This is a genomic window from Duganella sp. GW821-FHT01E12 (assembly GCF_059422325.1).
Window position 1 is genome coordinate 151,861 of sequence record NZ_JBWKWR010000011.1, and the last position, 24,835, is coordinate 176,695.

At 68.6% G+C, this 24,835-nt stretch carries 22 protein-coding genes; 13 read left to right on the plus strand and 9 right to left on the minus strand.

The window, feature by feature from the left end:
* Positions 1 to 12: 12 nt before the first annotated feature.
* On the minus strand, positions 13 to 987 hold the full coding sequence (locus AC07WS_RS25155; RefSeq protein ID WP_494731699.1) for a zinc-binding dehydrogenase: 975 nt from the start codon (positions 985 to 987) through the stop codon (positions 13 to 15).
* Positions 988 to 1,078: 91 nt separating this feature from the next.
* On the opposite strand from AC07WS_RS25155, the gene AC07WS_RS25160 reads away from it, so the two are divergent.
* Positions 1,079 to 1,972, plus strand: a complete 894-nt coding sequence (locus AC07WS_RS25160; RefSeq protein ID WP_494731700.1) for a LysR family transcriptional regulator — start codon at positions 1,079 to 1,081, stop codon at positions 1,970 to 1,972.
* Here the strand turns inward: AC07WS_RS25160 and AC07WS_RS25165 are convergent.
* Positions 1,969 to 2,574 carry a DJ-1/PfpI family protein gene (locus AC07WS_RS25165; protein ID WP_494731701.1) on the minus strand — a complete coding sequence of 202 codons (606 nt, stop codon included), beginning with the start codon at positions 2,572 to 2,574 and terminating at the stop codon, positions 1,969 to 1,971. The genes AC07WS_RS25160 and AC07WS_RS25165 overlap by 4 nt on opposite strands.
* Positions 2,575 to 2,661: 87 nt before the next feature.
* Here AC07WS_RS25165 and AC07WS_RS25170 point away from each other — a divergent pair, with 87 nt between their 5' ends.
* The 3 genes from AC07WS_RS25170 to AC07WS_RS25180 all read left to right on the plus strand — a co-directional run bounded on the left by AC07WS_RS25170 (position 2,662) and on the right by AC07WS_RS25180 (position 6,414).
* Positions 2,662 to 3,195: a TetR/AcrR family transcriptional regulator gene (locus AC07WS_RS25170; protein WP_494731702.1), complete on the plus strand. Its 534-nt coding sequence runs from the start codon at positions 2,662 to 2,664 to the stop codon at positions 3,193 to 3,195.
* Positions 3,188 to 3,829 carry a GNAT family N-acetyltransferase gene (locus AC07WS_RS25175; RefSeq protein ID WP_494731703.1) on the plus strand — a complete coding sequence of 214 codons (642 nt, stop codon included), beginning with the start codon at positions 3,188 to 3,190 and terminating at the stop codon, positions 3,827 to 3,829. Before AC07WS_RS25170 ends, AC07WS_RS25175 begins: the two co-directional genes overlap by 8 nt.
* 224 nt (positions 3,830 to 4,053) lie before the next feature.
* On the plus strand, positions 4,054 to 6,414 hold the full coding sequence (locus AC07WS_RS25180) for a sialidase family protein (RefSeq protein ID WP_494731704.1): 2,361 nt from the start codon (positions 4,054 to 4,056) through the stop codon (positions 6,412 to 6,414).
* Between the two features lie 50 nt (positions 6,415 to 6,464).
* Here AC07WS_RS25180 and AC07WS_RS25185 read toward each other — a convergent pair whose 3' ends face one another.
* The 4 genes from AC07WS_RS25185 to AC07WS_RS25200 form a co-directional block, all read right to left on the minus strand.
* Entirely contained in the window at positions 6,465 to 7,130 is a 666-nt protein-coding gene (locus tag AC07WS_RS25185) for a hypothetical protein (protein ID WP_494731705.1), read from the minus strand.
* 9 nt (positions 7,131 to 7,139) lie between these two features.
* Positions 7,140 to 7,679 (minus strand): hypothetical protein, encoded by a 540-nt coding sequence (locus AC07WS_RS25190; protein ID WP_494731706.1) that lies wholly within the window; start codon positions 7,677 to 7,679, stop codon positions 7,140 to 7,142.
* A gap of 6 nt (positions 7,680 to 7,685) precedes the next feature.
* Complete coding sequence (locus AC07WS_RS25195) at positions 7,686 to 8,414, minus strand: P-loop NTPase family protein (RefSeq protein WP_494731707.1); 729 nt, start codon at positions 8,412 to 8,414, stop codon at positions 7,686 to 7,688.
* A gap of 97 nt (positions 8,415 to 8,511) precedes the next feature.
* Complete coding sequence (locus AC07WS_RS25200; RefSeq protein WP_494731708.1) at positions 8,512 to 9,000, minus strand: CinA family protein; 489 nt, start codon at positions 8,998 to 9,000, stop codon at positions 8,512 to 8,514.
* A gap of 290 nt (positions 9,001 to 9,290) precedes the next feature.
* Between AC07WS_RS25200 and AC07WS_RS25205 the strand changes: the two genes are divergently transcribed.
* A complete protein-coding gene (locus tag AC07WS_RS25205; protein WP_494731709.1) occupies positions 9,291 to 11,897 on the plus strand; it encodes an EAL domain-containing protein in 2,607 nt (868 codons plus the stop codon).
* Here AC07WS_RS25205 and thiL read toward each other — a convergent pair.
* Entirely contained in the window at positions 11,882 to 12,850 is a 969-nt protein-coding gene (gene thiL, locus AC07WS_RS25210) for a thiamine-phosphate kinase (protein WP_494731710.1), read from the minus strand. The genes AC07WS_RS25205 and thiL overlap by 16 nt on opposite strands.
* A 299-nt stretch (positions 12,851 to 13,149) precedes the next feature.
* On the opposite strand from thiL, the gene AC07WS_RS25215 reads away from it, so the two are divergent.
* The 8 genes from AC07WS_RS25215 to AC07WS_RS25250 all read left to right on the plus strand — a co-directional run bounded on the left by AC07WS_RS25215 (position 13,150) and on the right by AC07WS_RS25250 (position 23,556).
* Complete coding sequence (locus tag AC07WS_RS25215) at positions 13,150 to 15,468, plus strand: NADP-dependent malic enzyme (protein WP_494731711.1); 2,319 nt, start codon at positions 13,150 to 13,152, stop codon at positions 15,466 to 15,468.
* Positions 15,469 to 15,681: 213 nt separating this feature from the next.
* Positions 15,682 to 16,725, plus strand: a complete 1,044-nt coding sequence (gene gmd, locus AC07WS_RS25220) for a GDP-mannose 4,6-dehydratase (RefSeq protein ID WP_494731712.1) — start codon at positions 15,682 to 15,684, stop codon at positions 16,723 to 16,725.
* Between the two features lie 9 nt (positions 16,726 to 16,734).
* Entirely contained in the window at positions 16,735 to 17,643 is a 909-nt protein-coding gene (locus AC07WS_RS25225; protein WP_494731713.1) for an NAD-dependent epimerase/dehydratase family protein, read from the plus strand.
* Positions 17,640 to 18,821 carry a glycosyltransferase family 4 protein gene (locus tag AC07WS_RS25230; protein ID WP_494731714.1) on the plus strand — a complete coding sequence of 394 codons (1,182 nt, stop codon included), beginning with the start codon at positions 17,640 to 17,642 and terminating at the stop codon, positions 18,819 to 18,821. Before AC07WS_RS25225 ends, AC07WS_RS25230 begins: the two co-directional genes overlap by 4 nt.
* A gap of 18 nt (positions 18,822 to 18,839) precedes the next feature.
* Positions 18,840 to 19,970: a glycosyltransferase family 4 protein gene (locus tag AC07WS_RS25235; protein ID WP_494731715.1), complete on the plus strand. Its 1,131-nt coding sequence runs from the start codon at positions 18,840 to 18,842 to the stop codon at positions 19,968 to 19,970.
* Between the two features lie 198 nt (positions 19,971 to 20,168).
* Complete coding sequence (locus AC07WS_RS25240; RefSeq protein WP_494731716.1) at positions 20,169 to 20,876, plus strand: winged helix-turn-helix domain-containing protein; 708 nt, start codon at positions 20,169 to 20,171, stop codon at positions 20,874 to 20,876.
* Complete coding sequence (locus AC07WS_RS25245; protein WP_494731717.1) at positions 20,869 to 22,245, plus strand: sensor histidine kinase; 1,377 nt, start codon at positions 20,869 to 20,871, stop codon at positions 22,243 to 22,245. Before AC07WS_RS25240 ends, AC07WS_RS25245 begins: the two co-directional genes overlap by 8 nt.
* Positions 22,246 to 22,335: 90 nt before the next feature.
* Complete coding sequence (locus AC07WS_RS25250; RefSeq protein ID WP_494731718.1) at positions 22,336 to 23,556, plus strand: aminotransferase class I/II-fold pyridoxal phosphate-dependent enzyme; 1,221 nt, start codon at positions 22,336 to 22,338, stop codon at positions 23,554 to 23,556.
* Between the two features lie 13 nt (positions 23,557 to 23,569).
* Here AC07WS_RS25250 and AC07WS_RS25255 read toward each other — a convergent pair whose 3' ends face one another.
* On the minus strand, positions 23,570 to 24,577 hold the full coding sequence (locus AC07WS_RS25255; protein WP_494731719.1) for a response regulator: 1,008 nt from the start codon (positions 24,575 to 24,577) through the stop codon (positions 23,570 to 23,572).
* On the minus strand, positions 24,574 to 24,835 hold a 262-nt coding region (locus AC07WS_RS25260), incomplete at its 5' end, for a hypothetical protein (RefSeq protein ID WP_494731720.1). The genes AC07WS_RS25255 and AC07WS_RS25260, both read right to left, overlap by 4 nt.

Here is a 24,835-nt window from a genome sequence, read left to right on the forward strand (position 1 = left end):
TGGCGGGCGGGGCTATGGCGCGAGCTGCACCACCGCCTTGCCCAGTCCGGCCCCGGCGTCCAGCCAGGCGTGGGCGTTGACGATGTCGTCGAAGGCGAACACCTTGGCCGGGCGGGCGTGGTACTGACCTTGTTCGACCCGCTCGACGATCTCGTGCCACGGCAGCCGGTCCAGCTCGTACCCCGGCGTGCCGAAGGCGAAGCTGCCGAAAAAGCTCAGCTGCACGCCCGGCGGCAGCTGCTGCAGCGGGAGGAAATTGGCCAGCGGTTCCAGCCCGCCGAGGAAGCCGGCCTGGCACACCCGGCCGCCCGGCCGCGCCGCGCAGGCCAGCGAATCGAGCAGGGTGGTGTTGCCGATCAGGTCCAGCACCGCGTCGACGCCGCGCACCGTGCCGGCCAGGACGGGCTGCTCGGCGACGATCTGGCGCGCGCCGTTCTTCGTCAGCACATCGGCCAGCTGCTGCGGGCGGCGCGTGGTGGCGATCACCTGCGCGCCCAGGTGGGCCGCGATGTTGCTGGCCGCCTGGCCCAACGCGGAACTGGCGCCGCGTATCAGCAGCGTCTGGCCGGGACGCAGCGCCAGGTTGTCGTGCAGGCAGGCCCAGGCGGTCGCGTACGATTCCGGGATGGCGGCCAGCCCGGTCCACGGCAGCGTCGAGCGCAGCGGCACCACGTTGGCGGCCGGCACGCACACGTATTCGGCGTAGCTGCCGTTGATGCTGCGGCCCATGCCGCCCATGATGGCGGCCACCGTCTGGCCCGGCAGCAGGCCGGTGCCGGGCGCCTCGGCCACCTCGCCGACGCATTCGATGCCGGTAACCTGGGCGACCTCGCCCCACAAGCCTCGGCGCATATAGCTCTCCGCCCGGTTGAGGCCGAACGCCTTGACGCGGATCAGCACCTGGCCGTCGGCCGGCGCCGGGATCGGCAGCTCCACCAGTTGCAACTGTTCCGGGCCGCCGAAGCGGACGATGTGTATGGCACGCATGGGATGCTCCTTTAAAAATGAACGAAGCCCCACTGTAGAGAGAAACACATTCGGATAAAATTGAATAATTCAGTCCATCTCTGTAGGATTTATGAACACAGTCGGCTTCACCCTGCATGAACTGGCGTGCTTCCTGGCGGTGGCCGAGCTGGGCAGCTTCCAGAAGGCCGCGGCGCGGCTGCACCGTTCGCATCCCAGCGTGTTCGCCGCCGTCGCCAGCCTGGAGCGCCAGCTGGGCCTGGCGCTGTTGGACCGCAGCGGCTATCGCGTCGCCGTCTCCGACGCCGGCCAGGCCTTCGTCGAGCAGGCGCGGCAGCTGCTCGACGGCGCCGGCCAGATGGCGATGCAGGCGCGCCAGATCGCGCAGGGCGAGGAGGTCAAGCTGGCCGTGGTGATCGGCGACCTGTGCCCCTTGCCGGCCACGCTGGGTTTGCTGCGGCGCTTTTTCGCGCAGTGCCCCGGCACCCGGCTGGACCTGCATTTCGAAGCGCTGTCCGGGCCGTGGGAACGGCTGCACAACGGCGAGGCCGACCTGATCTTCCACCATCTCGAACAGGCCGACCTGCGCTTCGAAGCGCGGCCGTGGCGGCGCGTGCGGCTGGTGCCGGTGGTGGCGCCGGGCTTCCTGGATTTCCCGCTGCACGCCGGCATCACGCCCGAGATGATGCGGCCCTACGTGCAGTGCATGATTCGCGACAGCGCACGCGACGGCCCGCCGCGCGACTACTTCGTGGTGGACGGCGCGCGCCGCTGCACCGTGGCCGACCAGTTCATGAAGCGCGAAGTGATCCTGCAGGGCATGGGCTGGGGCCACATGCCCGATTACCTGGTGGACGAGGATCTGGCGCAGGGCCGCTTGCTGTCGCTGGCCGGCAACCATTTCCGCGCAAGCGAACTGGAACTGGTGATCGCGCGCCGCCGCGACACCGCCCACGGCCCGGTCGCCAGCCGGCTGTGGCAGCATCTGCTGGCCGGACTGGCCTAGCCGTCGCGGCCCTGGCGGATGCTGGACACGATCAACTGCTCGTACAAATCGTACTGTCCCGCCGGCAGGACAGGCCGCAGCGTCTGCAGGCTTTTTTCCGCGCCGAACAGCTGCTCGACCATCCAGCCGACCAGATACAGCGCGGCCAGGCAGCCGCCCGCCGTCGCCACGTTGCCGATGCTCATGAGCGGGCGCTCGTCCGGCTCCACGCCGGCCGCGCGCAATGCGCCGCGCGCCTCGGGATGGGTGGCGGCGCGCCGTCCCGGCAGCAGGCCCAGCGCCGCCAGGATGAAGGCGCCGCCGCAGATGGAACCGATCAGCTGCCGGCCCGGGTCCAGCTGGAAGGCCGCCATGAAGTCCGGGTCCGCCAGCGCGGCCGGCACGCCGTCCTTGCCGCTGGCGAACAGCACCACGTCGGCCTGGTTGGCCTCTGCCAGCGCGCCGTGCGTGGCGACCCGCAGGCCGTGGGCGGAACGCAGCTCGCGCTGCTTGCCGAGGATGCGCACCTGCCAGTCGTGGCGGTTGCGGCCGAGGATGTCCCACATCAGAAACAGGTCGATGTCGGTGAAGTGGTCGAAGGCGACCAGCGCGATGGTCTTCATTGCGGCTCCATGGTTGAGGGTAGGAAGCCGCAGTCTAGCGACGCCGGTGCTACCATACACAGTCTGTATGTTTTCAAGGTGAGACGATTGTTGACGCGTGATCATTGGATAGCCGCGGGCTTCGACGCCCTGGACCACGACGGCGACGCCGGCATCTCGGCCGAGCGTCTGGCGCGCCGCCTGAACGTGACGCGCGGCTCGTTCTACCACCACTTCCGCAACCGCGAAGATTTCGTCCATGCGCTGCTGTCGGCGTGGGAGGCCGACTACGCGCACCGCATGCTGGCCCATGCCGCCGACGGCCGCAGCCTGGAGGAGGTGCTGGACCGCTATCTTGCCATCGCGGCCGAAAAACAGCCGGGCCGGGAAACCGCGATCCGCGCGTGGGCGCGCCACGATCCGCTGGTGGCCGTCTACCAGCAGCGCGTCGACCAGACGCGGCTGACGTTCGCCATCACGACTTGCCGCGCACGCGCCGGCGCCCTGGTCGACGCGGACCTGGTGGGCCGCCTCGCGCACCTGTGCCTGATCGGCGGCCAGGAGTCCGGCGACCGCATCCAGCCGGCCGCGTTTGCGCGGCGCATCCAGGATGCGCTGGCCTTGCTGAACCGTCGTGCGTAAGCCCACGCCGGACCTGGACCTGGACCTGCTGGAACGCTGGCTGAGCGGCTGGAGCCTGGCGCGCGGCCTGCCGCCGCCGCAGCGCCGCGACGGCGGCCTGGTGGTCGAAGTGGGCTGGCCGGAGCAGCTGCGCCGCCACGTCTTCCTCGACGCCGGCCCCGCGCTGCAAGCCTGCGCCGCGCGGATACGGGAAGCGCGCGTCTACCTGAAGGCGGCCGTCGATACGGCAGCGATGCGGCGCGCGCTGCCGTCCCGCTGGACGCTGGAGCAGGCACGCTACCTGATGCACCGCTCCGCCCCGATGGAGGGCGCCGCCCCGGCGCCGGCCGGCTACACGCCGCAGACGTCGGCCGAGCATGGCGCGCGCATCGTGCGCCTGCTCGACGCCGGCGGCCAGACGGCGGCGATGGGACGGGTGGTGCTGCATCAAGGGACGGCGGTATTCGACCGCATCGAAACGGCGCCGGCGCACCGCAACAGGGGACTGGCCAGCGCCGTGATGCACGCGCTGGACGCGCAGGCCGGCGACGCCGAACGCCTGCTGGTGGCGACCGAGGCCGGCCGCGCGCTGTACGCCCGCCTGGGCTGGCGGGAACTGGCGCCGTATTCGACGGCCGTGCTGGCCGAGGCGTGACCCGCCGCCACCACGCCGACCGCCGCCGGATGTCCCCGGCGTGCGGCGCACAACTGTGAAATTTCATTTCGGTATTTGACAGTTTTCGTAAGTGAGACGGCCTCCCCCAACGGATAAGATGCATGCGGACCTCGTCCCAAAATAACGCGTAAGCCGGTCCAAGCACCGGTGCTGCAAAACCGGGCGCCGGCTCATTTACATGGTTTTTCTTGGAGGAGAACCGCATGAATCGGAAGTTCAATTTTGTCGTCCCTGCCTTGCTGGCGGGCCTGCTTACCGCCTGCGGCGGCAGCCAGTCCGACAGCGCCACCGGCAATCCCAAGTTCCTTGCCGCGACAACCAGCGTGACGGCCGCCGCGTCGACCTCGACCGCCTTGCCCGCCAGTTGGACCAGCGTGAAGTGGGGCGGCGGCGGCTATGTCACCGGTCTCATCTACCATCCGACCAGTGCTAACGTCATGTACGCGCGCACCGACATCGGCGGCGCCTACCGCTGGAACAATTCGAACGGATCGTGGACGCCCATCACCGACGGCATCGGCTTCAACGCGGGCGAGGGCACCTTCCACGGCGTCGAAAGCATCGCCCTGGATCCGGCCAACGACAACAAGGTCTACCTGGTCACAGGCATGTACTCGCACAACTGGGACGGCACCCCGATCAACGGCCGCATCTATGCCTCGGGAGACCGCGGCGCCAGCTGGACGCACTACGACCTGCCGTTCCCGGTGGGCGGCAACGAGGACGCCCGCGCCATCGGCGAACGCCTGAAGCCCGACCCCACCAATCCATCGACGCTGTTCTATGCCTCGCGCACGGCCGGCCTGTGGAAGAGCACGAACTCGGGCCAGACCTGGACCCAGACCGGATTGTCGGGCAAGGTACTGACGGCCGCCGAGATCCAGGGGCTGGGCACGGCGCCGGTGGGCGTCGAGCAGATCGTCTTCGACAACTCGAACGTGGGGGGCGGCGCGACGACGTGGATCATGTACGCCGCCATCGCGCCGGATTACGTGCAGAAGGCGGGCCTGAGCTCGACCATGTACAAGTCCAGCAACGGCGGCTTCTCGTGGACGCCGGTGTCGGTGCCGTCCAACGTGTCCGGCTACTTCGTCCCGCACATGCTGCGCACCGGCGACGGCAACTACTACGTGGTGTTCAACAAGAACGCCGGGCAGGGCGCCCAGGGTCCGGGCTACCTCTACCGGTTCGGCGGCGTGACCAACGGCGAGACCTGGGCCCAGCTCGCCACGACCACGCAGGGCGGCTACGGTGGCGTGTCCGTGTACGGCACCGGCGCCACGGCCCGCATCGCGCTGGCCGTGACCGGGACATGGAGCGCCGGCCAGCCGGTGGTCCAGCTGTCCGACAACGGCGGCAACACCTGGCACGAAATCGCCGACGGCATGCAGCACTGGGGCGGAGCGTACCGGGGCTGGGTGGACGACATCGAGATCGATCCGGCCAACAAGGATCACATCATGCACGTGCACGGCGGCGGTGTCTGGGAAACCTGGAATGCGTCGGCGACCAGCCCGAGCTGGGATGTGCCGCTCAATAACTTCGAGGAAACCGCCACCCTGGCGCTGGTCACGCCGCCGGCCGGCGCGCCGTACAAGTTCGTCAACAGCGCGGGCGACATCGGCACCTGGGTCCAGACCGACCTCGCGACGACGCCGACCAGGGCGCCCACCAGCGCATGGAGCAACGGCAACGCCGCCGACGTGTTGTGGTCCGATCCGAGCTACATCGTCAGTGCCGGCGTGTTCAACGGCTCGCCTGCGGTCGCGTTCGGCTCCTGGTCCGGCGACGGCGGCAGCACGTGGTCGAACTTCGCGACCCTGCCCGCCGGCGCTTCCGCCAACACCGGCGAATCGGCCAGCATCGTGACCGCGTTCCGCAACAACGCGATCTGGGCGCCCGCCAACTCGGTGCCGTCGTACACCACGAACAACGGCGCGAGCTGGACTTCGACCAACCTGCCGGCGCTGTCCGCCGTCGGTGTCAATCGCGGCTACCGCCTGGTGGTCGACCGCAAGAATCCGAACAAGGTCTATGCCTACGATTCGGGCGGCGCTTCCTGGAGCAACCTGCAGGGCAAGGTCTACGTCTCGACCGATGGCGGCCACAGCTTCGCGCTGAGCCAGGGTTCGGTGTCGGCCAACCTGGCGCCGAACGGCTGGTATGCCACGTCGCTGGCGGTCAACCCGAACGTCGAGGGCGACCTCTGGCTGGCCGACGGCAATGCCGTGTACCACTCGACCAATTCGGGCGCGAGCTGGACCAAGCTGAACGGCTTCGCCACGATCCCGGCCAACGGTTCCACCGGACAGCTGCAGGGCGCCAGCGTCGTCGCCCTGGGCAGGGCGCTGGCCGGTTCGTCGTACCCGGCGGCGGTCTACGTGGTGGGGGCGATGAATGGCGTGTGGGGCATCTACCACTCCGACGACGGCGGTGCGACCTGGGCGCGCTTCAACGATGACGCGCACCAGTACGGCGGCATCGGCGTGATGGCGGCCGACTGGAACAGCTACGGCCGCATCTACTTCAGCGGTACCGGCCGCGGTCTGGTGTACACCAACTAAGCGGCGCGATCATGGGCCGCGCGCGGCGGCCCTGATCTCCCGGGCGCGGCTCAGGTGTGCGGCGCTTCCCTGGCGGACTTGGCCAGGTTGTCCCGCAGCTCCTGCAGGTTGCCGTCCGTGCTGGAATAGGCGCTGATCATCTGCGACAGCATGCGGTAGACGGCCTTGGCATCGCCGTCGCCCATCTGGATGTCGCTGATGGTGTTCAGCATGCCCGCGCCGTTGAGGAAGTTGTTGCTGCCGCTGGCGCTGATCGATTGCACGTCGCGCATGTTGGCGTAGATGCTGGAGTAGCGCTCCAGCTGTTGCTGCGGCATCCAGCTGACCGCCTGGCTGGCGATCGCCACTTCCCAGGCCTCGCGCCGCAACGACGGCGTCATGATGCTCAGTCCCAGCTTGTTGTGCTGCTGTTCCAGCAGCTGACTGAGCAGGACCTTGCCGTCGACCTTGTCCTTGATGCCGGCCAGCAGCTGCTCGCGCGTGGCCTGGATGATTTTCAGCTGCTCATTGTTGTGCTTGAGCGCTTCGTCGAGCTCGTGCACATTGACCTGGATTTCAGCGTCGATCTTGACGCCGGCCTCATGCGCCTGGTGGCGGTGGTGCACCGTCTGCACGCCATGCTCCAGCGCCAGCGCGGTCGCGATACTGATCACGATCATCAAATATTCGCCACCGAATTCCTTCAGGGTCTTGGCTTTGGGGACTTCAAAATGCATGCAGCTTCCTTATTTTTGCAGTTCGGCCTGGAGTTGTTCGCGCACTTTCGGCTCCAGCTTCTGGATCGCCTTGTTCAGCTTGTCGGCCTGGGCCAGCGCGGCGCTTTGCTCGGCCGTCAGCCCCGGCTTGAAGAAGGCCGCCTGGCCGCCGAGCACCAGCAGCGCGCTGAGCACGGCGACGCCGGCCGCCGCGCCCAGCAGCCGCAGCTCGCGCGGCGTGACGGCCTCCGCCTGGGTGGCGATCGGCCGCACCGGGCCGGCGGCGGGCGTGGGCGCGTAGGCAGACGGCGTGTCGGCGCCGGCCATCGCCGGTTCGTTGGTGGCGTCCAGCACCGCCGGCTTGCGGCCATGTTGCGCCGCCAGGCCGCCGGCCAGCCGCGCCTGCTGCGCCAGCTCCTGCGAGGCGGCGTCGATCAGCGCGATGTGGCGCTCGACGGTCTCGGCCAGCACCGCCTCGTTCAGCGCCACCAGCGCGAACACGGGATCGTCGATGTCGATCCGGACGCCGGTTTTTTCAAAGACCAGGCTGCGCAGCTTGTGCTGATCCATGGCGGCTTACCATTCCACTTTGTCGAGTTGCTCGAACAAGTCGCGGAACACCACCTTGATGCGCTGCTTTTCCATCAGGTTGAACTTGTCGCTTTCGCGCACCTCCTGGGCGGTCAGGCGGGCCGTGTTCATCTTCTTGATGTCGGCGCCGAAGGTGTCGGCGTTGCGGGCCGACAGCACCACGCGGCCTTTCACGCGGGCCGAATTGTCGGCATAGGTCTGCGATTCGGTGAACTGCTTGCCGGACGCCGATTGCAGCAGGCCGAAGTGCTCGTTCTCCCACAGCACCAGCGGCACGCTGGTGGACTTGGCGGTGGAGACGAAACCCATGGCGGTGTCGTGCAGCGTGTCGCCGCCGCCGACGATGGTGTGGATGTAGACCTTGCGCCCGGATTCCTCCAGCAGCGAGAAGCAGTCGTTCTCGATCAGGTAGCCCATCAGCGGCGAGAAGGTGTTGGCGCCGTTGTCGATGACGCAGTTGCCGTCCTCCTCCAGGATGTCGATCATCAGCGCGTCGAAGCGCTTGGGGTCGATGGTGCGGCTGTCGGTCATCACCGGCACATGCTTGACGTCCATCGCCTTGTAGCGCGAGAAGGTCGCGTTCTCCTGGTCGGTGTCGTAGCAGCGCAGCGGCGTCTCGTCCTTGGCCGCGATCCATTGCGCCAGGATGGTGGACACCAGGGTCTTGCCGATACCGCCTTTACCTTGGAGAATAAAATGTACCGAATTTTGCATCAATCACTCCAGAATCGCTCGAATGCGTCGAGAGTAATTGTTTTGCGGCGGTATGGCAACCGCCGGCCCGCATTCAGTCGCGCATTCAGTCGCGCATTCAGTCGATAAAGCGCAGCAAGCCCTGCAAGGCGTGGATGACGGTCTGCTCGCGCACCGCCTTGCGGTCGCCGGCGAACACCAGGCGCTCGGTGTGCACGGTGTCGCCGTTGGCCCAGCCGAAGCACACGGTGCCGACCGGCTTGCCCGGCACGGCGCCGGTGGGGCCGGCGATGCCCGTGGTCGAGACCGCCAGGTGGGCGTTGCTGGCGCCGAGCGCGCCGGTGGCCATGGCCGCCGCCACCTCCTCGGACACGCTGCCCATCTGCGCGATCAGCGCGGCCGACACGTCCAGCATCTCGCTCTTGGAGGCGTTGGAATAGGTGACGAAGCCGCAATCGAACCAGGCGGTCGAGCCGGCGATCTCGGTGATGGCCTGGGCCACGCCGCCGCCGGTGCACGATTCGGCCGTGGCCAGGATCAGGCCCTTGGCCTGCAGAGACTTGCCCACTTGCGCGGCCAGGTCAAGAATGGTGTCTGTGGAATTCATGGAACGCTCCGTCTGTAGCGGCTATCTGTGGCCTCGCTTCCACTCTACCATGCAGTGTGCAATCGATGCCAGCGGCGCACGGCTGATTTGCCTGAACCGCAACATGCCAAAAAACATTAGACCGCCGATTTGAACTTGCGTACACTCGAACGGATAATCCGGCCGCCGCTGCCCAAACACCGCAGCCGTGCGCCGCCAATTGGGCAAACTGTTAAGCTTGCTCGGTAGTAGTCAGCGGTCCGCACCGGCCACGGCGCCGGCTCCCTGGGGACCATACGGAGGCGCATCTCATGATCAGCCAGACCGACATCTTCAACGCCAGCATCCTGATCGTCGACGATCAGCCCGTGAATGTGGAATTGCTGGAATTCCTGCTCAAGTCCACCGGCTACACGGCGGTCAGCTCCACCACCGACCCGCGCGTGGTGGCCGGCTGGCACGCCGAGCACCAGTACGACCTGATCATCCTCGACCTGCAGATGCCCGGCATGAGCGGCTTCGACGTGATGGAGGCGATCCGCCCGCTCGAGACCGAGGCCTGGCTGCCGGTGCTGGTGGTCACGGCCCAGCCGGACCAAAAGATCAAGGCGCTGGAACTGGGCGCGCGCGACTTCGTCAGCAAGCCCTTCGACCCGGTCGAGGTGCTCACCCGCATCCGCAACCTGCTGGAGGTGCGCCTGCTGCACCGCGAGGCGCGCGGCTACAACACGCGGCTCGAGCAGACCGTGCGCGAGCGCACCGCCGAGCTGCAGCGCTTCCGCAGCGCGATGGACGCCACCGCCGACGCCATCTTCCTGCTCGACGCCGGCAGCGCCGCGCTGGTCGACGTCAACGACGGCGCCTGCCGCATGCTGGGCTATCCGCGCGGCGAGCTGCTGGGCCAGACCGCCAGCCGCATCGGCCTGGGCGCGCCGGCCGCGCTGTGCGAGCAGGCCGTGGGCCTGGCCGCCTACGCGGCCGCGGTGGGGCCGGCGCGCGCGCCCGAGATGGTCGAGCTGGAGCTGATGCGGCGCGACCTGATCGCCGTGCCGGTCGAGCTGTACTGGCAGCTGCTGCAGCGCCCCGGCCAGCCCGACATCCTGCTGGGCGTGGCGCGCGACATCAGCGAGCGGCGCCAGGCCGAGGAGCTGCTGCAGCACATGGCCCACTACGACAGCCTGACCGGCCTGCCCAACCGCACGCTGTTCTTCCAGACGCTGGGCGACGCCATCGCGCTGGCGCAGGAAAAGTCGTGGCGCATCGTGGTGTTGTTCATCGCGCTCGACCGCTTCAAGAACGTCAACGATTCGCTGGGCGCGGCGGCCGGCGACGAGCTGCTGCGCCAGTTCAGCAACCGGCTGGTGCAGTGCGTGCGCATCCGCGACACGGTCGGGCGCATGGGCGGCGACGAGTTCGCGCTGATCCTGACCATGACGCGCGACCAGCAGGACGCGGTGCACACCGCCAACGAGGTGCGCGAGGCGCTGCGCCAGCCGTTCGACCTGGACGGCCATCCGGCCGAGCTCAGCGCCAGCATCGGCATCGCCATGTACCCGGACGACGCCACCGATCCGCACACGCTGGTCAAGTACGCCGACACCGCGATGGAGCGCGCCAAGCAGGCCGGGCGCGACGGCTACCGCTTCTTCACCGCCGGCATGAACGTGCAGGTGCTGGCGCGGCTGGACATGGAGATGGCGCTGCGCCGCGCGCTCGAGCACAACGAGCTGCTGCTGTACTACCAGCCCAAGGTCAACCTGCACAGCGGCCAGATGGTGGGCGCCGAGGCGCTGCTGCGCTGGCAGCGGCCCGGCTGCGGCCTGGTGTATCCGGCCGAGTTCGTGCCGGTGCTGGAGGACACCGGCCTGATCGTGCGGGTCGGCGCCTGGATCATCGACGCCGCCTGCCGCCAGATCGGCGCCTGGCTGCGCAGCGAGGTCGGGCCGGTGCGGGTGGCGGTCAACGTCGCCAGCCGCCAGTTCGTCGAGGGCGACCTGGAGCTGGTGGTGCGCAGCGCGCTGCTGCGCCACGACGTCCCGGCCGAGCTGCTGGAGCTGGAGCTGACCGAGACCGCGCTGATGTCCAACACCGAGCGCACCATCAGCGTGCTGGCCAGCCTGAAGGCGCTGGGCCTGAAGGTGGCGATCGACGACTTCGGCACCGGCTATTCGTCGCTGGCCTACCTGCAGCGCTTCCCGATCGACAAGCTCAAGATCGACATCGCCTTCGTGCGCGACATCACCACCAACCCCAACGACGCGGCCATCGCCCAGGCCATCATCAGCATGGCGCACAGCCTGAAGCTGCGGGTGATCGCCGAGGGGGTGGAGACGCGCGCCCAGCTCGAATACCTGCGGCGCAGCCGCTGCGACGAGATCCAGGGGTATTTCTTCAGCCGGCCGGTGGCGCCGGCCGAGATGGCGGCGCTGGTGCAGTCCGGCCACTGCCTGCCGGCGGACGCGGCCAAGCCGGGCCAGCCGGCGCAGACCCTGCTCATCGTCGACGACGACGTCAACGTGCTGTCCTCGCTGCACCGGCTGTTCCGGCGCGACGGCTACCAGATCCTGACGGCGGCCACGCCGGGCGAGGCGTTCGAGCTGCTGGCGCTGCACGCGGTGCAGGTGATCGTGTGCGACCAGCGCATGCCGGGCATGAGCGGCACCGAGTTCCTCAGCAAGGTCAAGGAGATGTATCCGGAGACGATACGCATCATCCTGTCCGGCTACACGGGGCTGGACGCGGTGCTCGACTCGATCAACCGCGGCGCCATCTACCGCTTCTACACCAAGCCGTGGGACGACACCCAGCTGCGCGACAACATCCGCCTGGCCTTCCACCACTACTGGCTGATGCAGGGCAGCGGCCGGCGCGTCGGCCAGCCGGGCGAGGACGTGACCGCGCTTCAGGAAGCGAAGTGATCGAAGCCCTGTAGCTGCAGGTCGAGCGGGGCGCCGGCCGCGTCCACCAGGCGCAGGCCGGGCGCGGCCTCGATGCGGCCCACCCGCGTGACCGGGGTGGCCACGCTGGCCGCGGCCGCCAGCACCGCCGCGCGCGCCGCGGCCGGCGCGGTGAAGCACAGCTCGTAGTCGTCGCCGCCGGCCGCCGCGAAGGCGCGCCGCAGCGCCCTCTCGCGCGTGGCCAGCACGGCGCCGGCCGGCAGCGCGTCGACGTCCAGCGTGGCGCCGGCGCGCGACTGCTTGAGGATGTGGCCGAGGTCGCCCACCAGGCCGTCCGAGATGTCGATCGCCGCGTGGGCGATGCCCTGTTCGGCCAGCAGCATGCCCAGCGCCACGCGCGGGGTCGGCGTGTGCATGCGCGCGGCAGCCGCCTGCAGGCTGGCCGCGTCCATGCTTTGCTCCAGGCGGTAGCCGGCCAGCGCCAGGCGGGCGTCGCCCAGCGTGCCGGAGATCCAGATGTCGTCATCCGGCCGGGCGGCGCTGCGGCGCAGCGCCTGGCCCGGCCGCACCTCGCCGAACACGGTGATGCAGATGTTGAGCGGACCCCTGGTGGTGTCGCCGCCGATCAGCTCGATGTTGTAGGCGTCGGCCAGCGCGAACAGGCCCTTGGCGAAGCCGGCCAGCCAGTCGCGCTCGGCCGACGGCAGCGCCAGCGCGAGCGTGAAGCCGACCGGACGCGCGCCCATGGCCGCCAGGTCCGACAGGTTGACCGCCAGCGCCTTGTGGCCGAGCCGGGCCGGATCCTCGCCGGCAAAGAAGTGGCGGCCCTCGACCAGCATGTCGGACGAGATCGCCGTCTGCATGCCGGGCGTGGGGGTGAGCAGGGCGCAATCGTCGCCGATGCCCAGCGTGGCGCGGACGGCGTGCTGGGGGCGCTGGAAGTATTCCTGGATGAGGTCGAATTCTGAGAGCATGCGCCATTGTACTGAAGACCGGCGCGGCCGGTGTCCGGCGCCGGCGCCTGATAATTGGTATTTTCAATCAAATTTCATCAAGCAATACAAAATAGTTATAGATACGGAAAATTGATTATGTTGGAGCTATTCATAGGTTAATGCCGCTAAAAACGACAAAAATTCGGTTTTTGTTGCATTGAATCATAAATAATGCTGATATCAGTCATAGCTGTTGGTGAAAATACCTACTTAATTGAAAGAATTGGTCTGATAAAATCGGAAGCTTTCCGACAGTACAAACAGGAAGGCCGCACAGCATGGATTCGTCATCTGATAAAAAAGAAGAACTTCGTCAACAATTGCGCCTCGCGGCGCTCGAATACCACGAGTGCCCGACGCCCGGCAAGATCAGCGTCACGCCGACCAAGCAACTGACCAACCAGCGCGACCTGGCGCTGGCCTACTCGCCGGGCGTGGCCGCGCCGTGCGAGGAGATCGTCATCGATCCGGCCAACGCCTACAAGTACACGGCGCGCGGCAACCTGGTGGCCGTCATCACCAACGGCACCGCCGTGCTGGGCCTGGGCAACATCGGCCCGCTGGCGGCCAAGCCTGTGATGGAGGGCAAGGGCGTGCTGTTCAAGAAGTTCGCCGGCATCGACGTGTTCGACATCGAGATCAATGAATCCGACCCCGACAAGCTGGTCGACATCATCGCCTCGCTGGAGCCGACCTTCGGCGGCGTCAACCTGGAGGACATCAAGGCGCCCGAGTGCTTCTACATCGAGCGCCAGCTGCGCGAGAAGATGAAGATCCCGGTCTTCCACGACGACCAGCACGGCACCGCCATCATCGTCGGCGCGGCCATCATGAACGGCATCCAGTACGTGGGCAAGGACATCGCCCGCTGCAAGCTGGTGGTGTCGGGCGCCGGCGCGGCCGCGCTGGCCTGCCTGGACCTGATCGTCGACCTCGGCTTCCCGCTGGAGAACATCTACGTCACCGACCTGGCCGGCGTGGTCTACAAGGGCCGCAAGGAACTGATGGACCCGGACAAGGAACGCTTCGCGCGCGACACCACGGCCCGCACGCTGGCCGAGGTGATCAGCGACGCCGACATCTTCCTCGGCCTGTCGGCCGGCGGCGTGCTCAAGCAGGACATGGTCAAGGCCATGGCGCCCAATCCGCTGATCCTGGCGCTGGCCAACCCGAACCCGGAAATCCTGCCGGAAGACGTCAAGGCGGTGCGCGGCGACGCCATCATCTGCACCGGCCGCTCGGACTATCCGAACCAGGTCAACAACGTGCTGTGCTTCCCCTACATCTTCCGCGGCGCGCTCGACTGCGGCGCCACCACCATCACGCGCGAAATGGAAATCGCCGTGGTGCACGCGATCGCCGAGCTGGCGCACGCCGAGCAGTCCGACATCGTCGCCACCACCTACGGCTTCAGCAACCTGTCGTTCGGCCCCGAGTACCTGATCCCGATGCCCTTCGATCCGCGCCTGTTGATCAAGATCGCCCCGGCCGTGGCCAAGGCGGCCGAGGATTCCGGCGTCGCCACCCGTCCGATCAAGGACCTGCAAGCCTACGCCGACAGCCTGCAACAGTTCGTCTACCGCAGCGGCACCTTCATGAAGCCGCTGTTCCAGGTGGCCAAGAAGACCGCCGCCGAGCTCAAGCGCATTGTCTACGCCGAGGGCGAGGAGGAGCGCATCCTGCGCGCGGTGCAGGTGATCGTCGACGAGAAGCTGGCCCGTCCCATCCTGGTGGGCCGTCCGGCCGTGCTGGAGACGCGCATCACCAAGTTCGGCCTGCGCCTCAAGCAGGGCGTGGACTTCGACGTGATCAACCCCGACCACGACGAGCGCTACCGCGAATACTGGCAGGCCTACTACGAGCTCACCAGCCGCAAGGGCGTGACCCAGGAGTACGCCAAGCTGGAGATGCGCCGCCGCCACTCGCTGATCGGCGCCATGATGATCAAGAAGGGCGACGCCGACGGCATGATCTGCGGCACCTTCGGCACCACCCAGCTGCACCTGCACTACATCGACCAGGTGCTGGGCAAGCGCGACGGCGCCTGCGTGTACGCCGCGATGAACGTGCTGATCATGCCCGAGCGCCAGCTGGTGATGGTCGACACCCACGTCAACGAAAACCCGAACGCCAGGGAGCTGGCCGCCATCACCGTGATGGCCGCCGAGGAGATGCGCCGCTTCGGCCTGTCGCCGCGCGCGGCCCTGCTGTCGCACTCGAACTTCGGCTCGTCCAACAGCGAATCGGCGCAGAAGATGCGCGCCGCGCTGGAGCTGGTCAAGCAGCTCGACCCGGCGCTGGAAGTGGACGGCGAGATGCACGGCGACACCGCGCTGGACTCCAAGCTGCGCAACTCCATCATGCCGGGCACCACGCTCAAGGGCGACGCCAACCTGCTGGTGATGCCCAACATCGACGCCGCCAACATCGCCTACAACCTGGTCAAGACGGCGGCCGGCAACGGCATCGCGGTCGGCCCCATCCTGCTGGGCTGCGCCAAGGCGGTGCACATCCTGACGCCGTCGGCCACGGTGCGCCGCATCGTCAACATGACCGCGCTGTGCGTGGTCGACGCGGTGGCCCAGCGCAAGGTGTAAGCCGCGCGCGCCGGAGGCACGGCCCGGGGCCGGTTCGCGCGGCGGGCCGGCCCTTTTTTGTTGCCTTTGAATCAATGAAGTCGTGCCATCGCTGCGCCCGGCGGTAACAAGATGTAAGTGATGTAATCGACATAATTGGTGAGAAGTGCTGCATGGGTGCTCTGTTACAATACCGGGTTGTAAAGTCACCCATGATTTGGATTGCTATTCACCATGAATAAAATAAAAAGAGCCCTGATTACGGGCATTACCGGCCAGGACGGCGCATATCTGGCGGAGTTGTTGCTGGAAAAAGGTTATGAAGTCACGGGCACTTATCGCCGTACCAGCTCGGTGAATTTCTGGCGTATCGAGGAACTGGGCATCCAGTCGCATCCGAATCTGAAGCTGGTGGAATACGATCTGACCGATCTGGGCTCCAACATCCGCCTGCTGCAAAGCGCGCAGCCGGACGAGGTCTACAACCTGGCGGCGCAAAGCTTTGTCGGCGTGTCGTTCGAACAGCCGGTCACCACGGCGGAAATCACCGGCATCGGCCCGGTCAACCTGCTCGAGGCGATCCGCATCGTCAATCCCAAGATCCGCTTCTACCAGGCGTCGACCTCGGAAATGTTCGGCAAGGTGCAGGCCGTGCCGCAGAAGGAGGACACCCCGTTCTACCCGCGCAGCCCGTACGGCGTGGCCAAGCTGTATGCCCACTGGATGACCGTGAACTACCGCGAATCCTACGGCATCTTCGGCTGCTCCGGCATCCTGTTCAACCACGAGTCGCCGCTGCGCGGCCGCGAGTTCGTCACCCGCAAGATCACCGACTCGGTCGCCAAGATCCACCTGGGCCAGCTCGACGTGCTGGAACTGGGCAACCTGGACGCCAAGCGCGACTGGGGCTACGCCAAGGAATACGTCGAGGGCATGTGGCGCATCCTGCAGGCCGATGAGCCGGACACCTATGTGCTGGCCACCAACCGCACCGAAACCGTGCGCGACTTCGTCAGCATGGCGTTCAAGGCGGTCGACGTGGCGCTGGAGTGGAGCGGCTCGGCCGATCACGAAATCGGCACCTGCAAGAAAACCGGCAAGGTGCTGGTGCGCGTCAATCCGAAGTTCTACCGTCCGGCCGAGGTCGAGCTGCTGATCGGCGATCCGGCCAAGGCGCACAAGGAACTGGGCTGGAAGCCGCAGACCACGCTGGAGCAGCTGTGCCAGATGATGGTCGAGGCCGACCTGCGCCGCAACCAAGCCGGCTTCTCCTTCTAAGGAACCACGATGGCTGCTGAAGGCATGGGCAAGCGCGCCCTGGTCACGGGGCTGTCCGGGTTCACCGGCCGCTACGTCGAGCAGGAGCTGCGCGACGCCGGCTACGAGGTCTACGGCACCATCACGCCCGGCCACGCGCCCGGCGCGCGCCAGTTCGCCGTCGACCTGAACGACCGCGCCGGCCTGGCCGACGTGGTGGCCCAGGTGCGTCCGGACGTGGTGGCCCACCTGGCGGCGATCGCCTTTGTCGGCCACGGCGACGTCGAGCAGATCTACCGCGTCAACGTGGCCGGCACCCGCAACCTGCTGGAGGCGCTGGCCGCCGCCGAGCATAAGCCGTCGGCCGTGCTGCTGGCCTCCAGCGCCAACATCTACGGCAACACCGACGCCGGCCTGATCGGCGAGGACGTGCCGGCCGCGCCGGCCAATGACTACGCGGTCAGCAAGCTGGCCATGGAATACATGGCGCGCCTGTGGCAGGACAAGCTGCCGCTGATCGTGGTGCGCCCCTTCAACTACACCGGCGTGGGCCAGCACGAGAACTTCCTGCTGCCCAAGATCGTCTCGCACTTCCGCCGCCGCGCCGCCGACATCGAGCTGGGCAACCTGCACGTGTGGCGCGACTTCTCCGACGTGCGCATGGTGGCGCACAGCTACCGCCGCCTGCTGGCCGCCGGCCCCGCCGTGGCCGGCCGGACCTTCAACATCTGTTCCGGCCAGGCGTACTCGCTGGGCGAGGCGCTGGCCATGATGGCCGACATCGCCGGCTACCAGATCAACGTCCACGTCAATCCGGCCTTCGTGCGCGCCAACGAGGTGGTGCGCCTGGTCGGCGACAACCGCCGCCTGGTGGCCGCCGTCGGCCCGCTGGCCACGGTGCCGCTGGCCGACACGCTGCGCTGGATGTACACGGCGTGAGCGTGGCCGACACCAAGGCCGCCCGCCCGCTGCGGGTGGGCCTGTCCACCACCACCGCCGAGACCACGCTGACCGGCGGCCGCCTCGACGGCCTGGGCGTGTACAGCCGCGCGCTGCTCGAACACCTGCCGCGCGCCGGCGCCGAGGTGCAGCCGCTGTCCTTCGCGCCCGGCGGCGACGCCAGCCGCGTCCACGTGGGGCGCGCGCTGCCGCGCTCCTTCCGCGGCGCGACCCTGGCCGACCTGCTGCTGCCGTCCTCGGTGCGCATGAATGTCAGCGGCCTGGCGGGCCAGGGCGCGGCGCCGCTGGACCTGTTCCACGCCACCGACTACCGCATCGTGCGCATGGACTGCCCGGTGGTGGCGACCTTGCACGACGCGGTGCCGATCGCCCATCCCGAGTGGTGCACGCCGCGCCTGCGCGGCCTGAAGAACTGGCTGCAGATCAAGGCCGCGCGCAAGGCCCAGCACGTGATCACCGGCTCGCACTATTCGATCCGCGAGCTGGTCGAGCACTTCGGCGTCGACGAGCGCAGGATCAGCGTGGTGCACCACGGCGTGCGGCCCGAATGGTTCGAGGCGCCGGCGGCCGAGGCGCGCGACGCCACGCTGGCGCTGCACGGCCTGCGCGCCGGCTACTTCCTGTTCGTCGGCACGCTGCAGCCGCGCAAGAACGTCGGCCGCCTGCTGGAGGCCTACCTGGCGCTGCCGCCGGTGCTGCGCGCCGCGCGCCAGCTGGTGATCGTCGGCGCGCCCGGCTGGCTCAGCGACGAGCTGGTGGCGCAGATCAGGGCCGCCGGCCAGCGCGGCGAGAACGTGGTCTGGCTCAGCCGCCTGACCGACGACGCCCAGCTGCACCACATCTACGCCGGCGCCGGCGCCTTCGTGTTCCCGTCGCTGCACGAGGGCTTCGGCCTGCCGCTGCTGGAGGCCTTCGCCAGCGGCGTGCCGGTGGCCAGCTCCAACGCCACCTCGCTGCCGGAGGTGGCGCAGGGCGCGGCGCTGGAATTCGATCCGCTGTCGGTGCCGGAAATGACCGCCGCGATGACCACCCTGGCGCGCGACGACGCGCTGCGCCAGCGCTGCATCGCCGCCGGCCGCCGCCGCGCGCTGGAACTGACCTGGGACGCCGCCGCCCGCCGCACCGTCGCCGTGTACCGCGCCGTCCTGTCCAATTGAAGCCTCACTGAAGCAGCCATGCGCGTCCTCCATTTCTACAAGACCTACTACCCGGACACCTGGGGCGGCATCGAGCAGGTGATACGCCAGCTGTGCGTGGGCACCAGCCGCCTCGGCGTGCGCAACGAGGTCTTGACACTCACGCGCGACAGCGGCCCGGCGCAGCTCGACTTCGAAGGCCACACCGTGCACCGCGCGCCGCTCGACTTCGAGCTGGCCTCGACCGGCTTCTCGTTCGCCGCCATCCGCCAGCTGGCGCGCCTGGCGCGCGAGGCCGACGTGATCCACTACCACTTCCCGTGGCCGTTCATGGACGTGGCCCACTTCCTGGCCCGCATCGACAAGCCCAGCGTGGTGACCTACCACTCGGACATCGTGCGCCAGAAAAACCTGTTGCGCGTGTACGGCCCGCTCAAGCGCTGCTTCCTGCGCAGCATCGACACCATCGTCGCCACCTCGCCCAACTACCTGGCCTCGTCGCCGGTGCTCAAGCGCTTCGCCCACAAGACGCGCACCATCACCTACGGCCTGGACAAGTCGATCTATCCGCAGCCGCCGGCCGCGCTCAAGGCGCAGTGGCGGGCCCGCTGCGGCGAGCGCTTCTTCCTGTTCGTCGGCGTGCTGCGCTACTACAAGGGCCTGCACATCCTGCTCGACGCCATGGCCAAGCTCGACTATCCGGTGGTGATCGTCGGCGCCGGCCCCATCGAGCGCGAGCTCAAGGAGCACGCGCGCCGCCTCGGCCTGACCCATGTGATCTTCGTCGGCGCGGTGGAGGAGCTGGACAAGGTGGCGCTGCTGGAACTGAGCTACGCCATGGTGTTCCCCTCGCACCTGCGCTCGGAGGCGTTCGGCATCTCGCTGCTGGAGGGGGCGATGTACGGCAAGCCGATGATCTCCAGCGAGATCGGCACCGGCACCACCTACATCAACATCGACAACGAGACCGGGCTGGTGGTGCCGCCCGACGACCCGCAAGCCTTCGGCGCGGCCATGCGCACGCTGTGGGAGCAGCCCGAGCGCGCCGCCGAGATGGGCCGGCGCGCCGAGGCCCGCTACTGGGAACTGTTCACCGCCGAGACCATGGCGCGCAACTACCACGCGCTGTACGCCGAGCTGGCCGCCGGCCGGGGCGGGCGCCCTGTTTGATCTGGCGCAAGTCCGCCGCGGGCGGACGCGGCTATGATGGCGGTCGAACTCCGCGTCCTGCCGATGGTCCTCAACGTTGGCGCTGCCAAGACGGCGCCACTCCCTGTGCGACGCAACGACGTCGTCCGGGCGGGAGTTCACCAACGGCCGCGCGCCGCAGGGTAGAATACCGCACCACCCTGAATCCCGGAGAACCGCGTGCGCTGCCTGGTTATTGAAGACGAAGCCGACACCTCGAACTACATCTGCAAGGGGCTGCGCGAGGCGGGCCACCTGGTGAGCGCCTGCGACAACGGCCCGGACGGCCTCGACCTGGCGGCCGGCAACGACTGGGACATCATCATCCTCGACCGCATGCTGCCGGGCCGCATCGACGGCCTGTCCATCGTCGACAAGCTGCGCGCGCTGGGCAAGCAGACCCCGGTCATCATCGTTTCCGCGCTGACCTCAATCGACGCCCGCGTCAGCGGCCTGCGCGGCGGCGCCGACGACTACCTGTCCAAGCCGTTCGCCTTTTCCGAGCTGCTGGCGCGCATCGAGGCGCTGCAGCGGCGCAGCGCGCCCGGCGCCGACAGTTCGACGCTGCAGGTGGCCGACCTCAAGCTGGACCTGCGCACGCTGCGCGTGACGCGCGGCGCCAGGGTCATCACGCTGCAGCCGCGCGAATACCGGCTGCTGGAGTACCTGATGCGCAACGTCAACCAGGTGGTGACCCGCACCATGCTGCTCGAATCGGTGTGGGACTACCACTTCGACCCGCAGACCAACGTCATCGACGTCCAGATCAGCCGCCTGCGCGCCAAGGTCGACAAGGACTTCCCCGTCATGCTGATCCACACGCTGCGCGGGGTCGGCTACCGCATGGGGCCGACCCCGCCCGAGGGCGCGGAGCCGCCGCTTGATTAATCTGCGCGCCTCGATCGCGGCCAAGCTGGTGCTGGGCTACGGCCTGCTGGGCATGGCCTCGATCGTGGCGGTGTCGGCGGTGTTCTACCGCGGCACCGTGGGCGTGCTGGACCGGGACATCGACGGCCGCATCGTGGCCCAGTCCGACCGCCTGCAGGCGCGCGCCGGCGGCGCGCCGCACAGCGTGCTGGCGGCCGAGGTGCGGCGCCAGCTGGACGACGGCATCGACAGCGACCGCGAGATCTTCCAGCTGCTGGCGGCCGACGGCGCGCCGCAGGCCGGCAACCTGAGCTCGTGGCCGGCGCTGGCGCTGCGCGCCGGCGACGAGCCGCGCCTGCTCAGCGCCGTGGTCAGGCGCGACGGCCGCCTGGCGCCGGCGCGGCTGTACCTGCGCCCGCTCGACGGCGGCGGCCTGCTGATCGTCGGGCGCGACCTGAGCGAGCAGGAGGCGGTGCGCGGCGTGATCTGGCGCGCGCTGCTGGCCGGCGCCGGCGTGTCGCTGCTGCTGACGGTGGCCGGCGCGCTGCTGTTCCGGCGCGTGGTCGAGCGGCGCCTGGGCACCATCCGCCGCACCGCCGCCCTGATCGAGGCGGGCGACCTGAGCTCGCGCATCCCGGTCACCGGGCGCGACGAATTCGCGCTGCTGGGGCGCGACATCAACCGCATGCTCGACCGCATCGAACTGCTGATGGACGGCATCCGCCACGTCTCGAACGCCATCGCGCACGACCTGCGCACGCCGCTGGGCCGCGTGCGCAGCAAGCTCGACGACGCGCTGCGGCACGAGGCCACGGTGCCGCGCCTGTCCGGCGCCGCGCGCGACGCGATCGAGGACATCGACGACCTGATCCGGCTGTTCGAGCGCCTGCTGCAGATCGCCGAGGCCGAATCGGGCATGCGCAGCCGGCTGTTCGAGCGGCTCGACCTGGGCCACATCGCGCGCGACATCGGCGAGATGTACGAGGCCAGCGCCGAGGACGGCGGCGTGACGCTGACGGTGGAGGCGCCCGAGCACCTGTACGTGGACGGCGACCGCAACCTGCTGGCCAGCGCGGTGGCCAGCCTGCTCGACAACGCCATCAAGTACGCCGGGCCGGGCCATGCGATCCGGGTGCGGGCCGGGGTCTACCACGGCGGCCTGGCGTCGATCGCGGTGCAGGACAACGGCCCCGGCATTCCCGAGGCCGAGCGCGGCAAGGTCAGGCAGCGCTTCTACCGCCTCGACGACAGCCGCCACCTGCCGGGCAACGGCCTGGGGCTGGCCATCGTCAGCGCCACCGCGCTGGCCCACGGCGGCGAGCTGGTGCTGGAGGACGGCGCGCCGGGGCTGGTGGCGCGCATCCTGCTGCCGCTGGCGCCCCCGGCCTAGCCCGGCTATCCGATCGGTAATGCGGCCGCAAGCCTGCGGCAAGCCGGGCTGCGCTAGCATGGACGGTTACCTATCGAGGCTCCCGTCATCATGCACGACTTAAGCGACATCGCCGACTGGCTCAAACATCATCCCGTCCACCACGACAGCCAGGTCCACAGCACGCTGCCGGACCCGGTGTTCGTCACCCAGGGGGAGAGCGTGGTGTCGTTCAGCACCAACAACTACCTGGCGCTGGCCAACCATCCGCGCCTGGTGGCGGCCGCCAAGGACGGCCTGGACCGCTACGGCGTGGGCAATTGCGAATCGCGCCTGCTGGGCGGCGACCTCGAGGTCTACCGCACGCTGGAGGCCCGGCTCGGCGCCCTCAAGCACAAGAGCGACGCGGTGCTGTTCGTCACCGGCTACATGACCAATATCGGCGTGCTGTCGTCCATCGTCAAGGCCGCCACGCTGGCGCGCCTGCACGGCTACCGCGCCCGCAAGCGCCACAAATACGCCTACTATTCGGACGAGTACAACCACGTCAGCATCCGCGAAGGCATCCAGATGTCGGGCGCGCTGCGCTACAACTACCGCCACGGCGACATGGACCACCTGGCCACGCTGCTGAAGGCGGGCGCCGACGAGGGCTGCACGCCGATCATCGTCAGCGACGGCGTGTTCAGCATGGAGGGCACGATCGCGCCGCTGCCGGCGCTGGTGGAACTGGCCGAGCGCCACGGCGCGCTGCTGTACATCGACGACGCCCACGCCACCGGCGTGCTGGGCGCGCATGGCGGCGGCACCTCCGAGCATTACGGCTGCTACAGCCCGTGCATCATGCAGATGGGAACCCTGAGCAAGGCGCTCGGTTCGATCGGCGGCTTCGTCGCGGTCGAGCGCGACGTGGCGGACGTGATCCGGCTGACCAGTTCGGCCTACGGCTTCACCTGCCCGCCGCCGCCGGACCAGGCGGCCGCGCTGCTGGCGGCGCTGGACCTGCTGGAACAGGAACCGCAGCGCCGCCAGCGCCTGTGGGACAACCAGCGCTACTTCATCGAGCAGATGGCGCCGCTGGGCTACACCCTGCTGTCGACCGACACGCCCATCCTGCCGGTGCTGATCGGCGAGGCCGAGACCTGCCAGCGCTATGCGATCGCGCTGCGCAGGGAAGGCATCCATGTCGACGCGATCCAGTTCCCGGCGGCGCCGGTGGGCCAGGCGCGGCTGCGCTTCATGATGAACGCCGGCCACACCCGCGCGCAGATCGACCACGTGGTGCGGGTGATGGCGCAGCTGGCCGGCCGCGCCACGCGCCAGGCGGCCTGAGCGCCGGCCGCGCTCAGGCCGCGTCGCGCTCGGCCCAGCGCTGCTTGACCTCCAGCAGCGCCGGCAGCTGCGCCAGGAACAGGTCGACCAGCTGGCCGTCGAAGTGCTTGCCGCGCTGCTGCTGCAGGTACTCGACCGCCTTCTCCAGCGGCCATTCCGGCTTGTAGGGCCGGGTCGAGGTCAGCGCGTCGAACACGTCGGCGATGGCGACGATGCGCCCCACCAGCGGGATCTGCTGGCCGGCCAGGCCGTGCGGATAGCCGCTGCCGTCCCATTTCTCGTGATGCGTCATCGCCACCTGGTGCGCCATCGCCAGCATGCCGCGCGCATGGCGGCCGATGATGTCGCCGCCGATGGTGGCGTGGGTCTGCATCACCTTCCATTCGTCCGGATCCAACGGGCCGGGCTTGCGCAGGATGCTGTCCGGGATGCCGATCTTGCCGACGTCGTGCATCGGCGCCGCGTGCAGCAGGTCGTCGGCCTCGGCCTCGCTCATGCCGGCCGCGCGCCCCAGGATGCGCGCGTAGTGGCTCATGCGGATCACGTGCAGGCCGGTTTCGTTGTCCTTGTATTCGGCCGCCAGGCCCAGGCGCTGGACGATCTCCAGCCGGGTGCGGGCCAGCTCGTCCACCCGCACCAGCGACAGGTGGGTGCGCACGCGGGCCCGCACGATGGGCGGGCTGACCGGCTTGGTGATGTAGTCGACCGCGCCGGCCTCGAAGCCGACCACCTCGTCGCTGGCGTCGTTGAGGGCGGTGACGAAGATCACCGGGATGGCGGCGGTGGCCTCGTCGGCCTTGAGCTGGCGGCACACCTCGTAGCCGGTCATGCCGGGCATCATGACGTCGAGCAGGATCAGCTGCGGCTGCTCCTGGCGCGCCAGTTCCAGCGCGCGCGGGCCGTCCTTGGCGAACAGCAGGCGGTACTGGTCCTGCAGGATGTGGCGCAGCAGCTGCAGGTTGCTGGCCTCGTCGTCGACGGCGAGGATCAGCGGCTGGTGGGGGGCGGGTGGGGCGATCATGGGTTCTCCGTGGCCAGCTGTCCGGCCAATTCCAGCAGCGTAGCATGGGCCTGCGGGAAATCGAAATCGTTCAGTGCGGCGTGCAGGGTGGCCAGCAGCCGCGCCGGCGCGGCCGGCACGCCGGCCCCGCCCAGCGCGGACGCCAGCGCGGCCAGCGCGGCGTCGTCCAGCGCGCCGCGCCGCAGCGACGGCAGCAGCGCCTGCGCCGCCGCCTGCGCGCGCGCCGCGTCGAACCCGGCCGGCGCCGTTGCGTCCGCG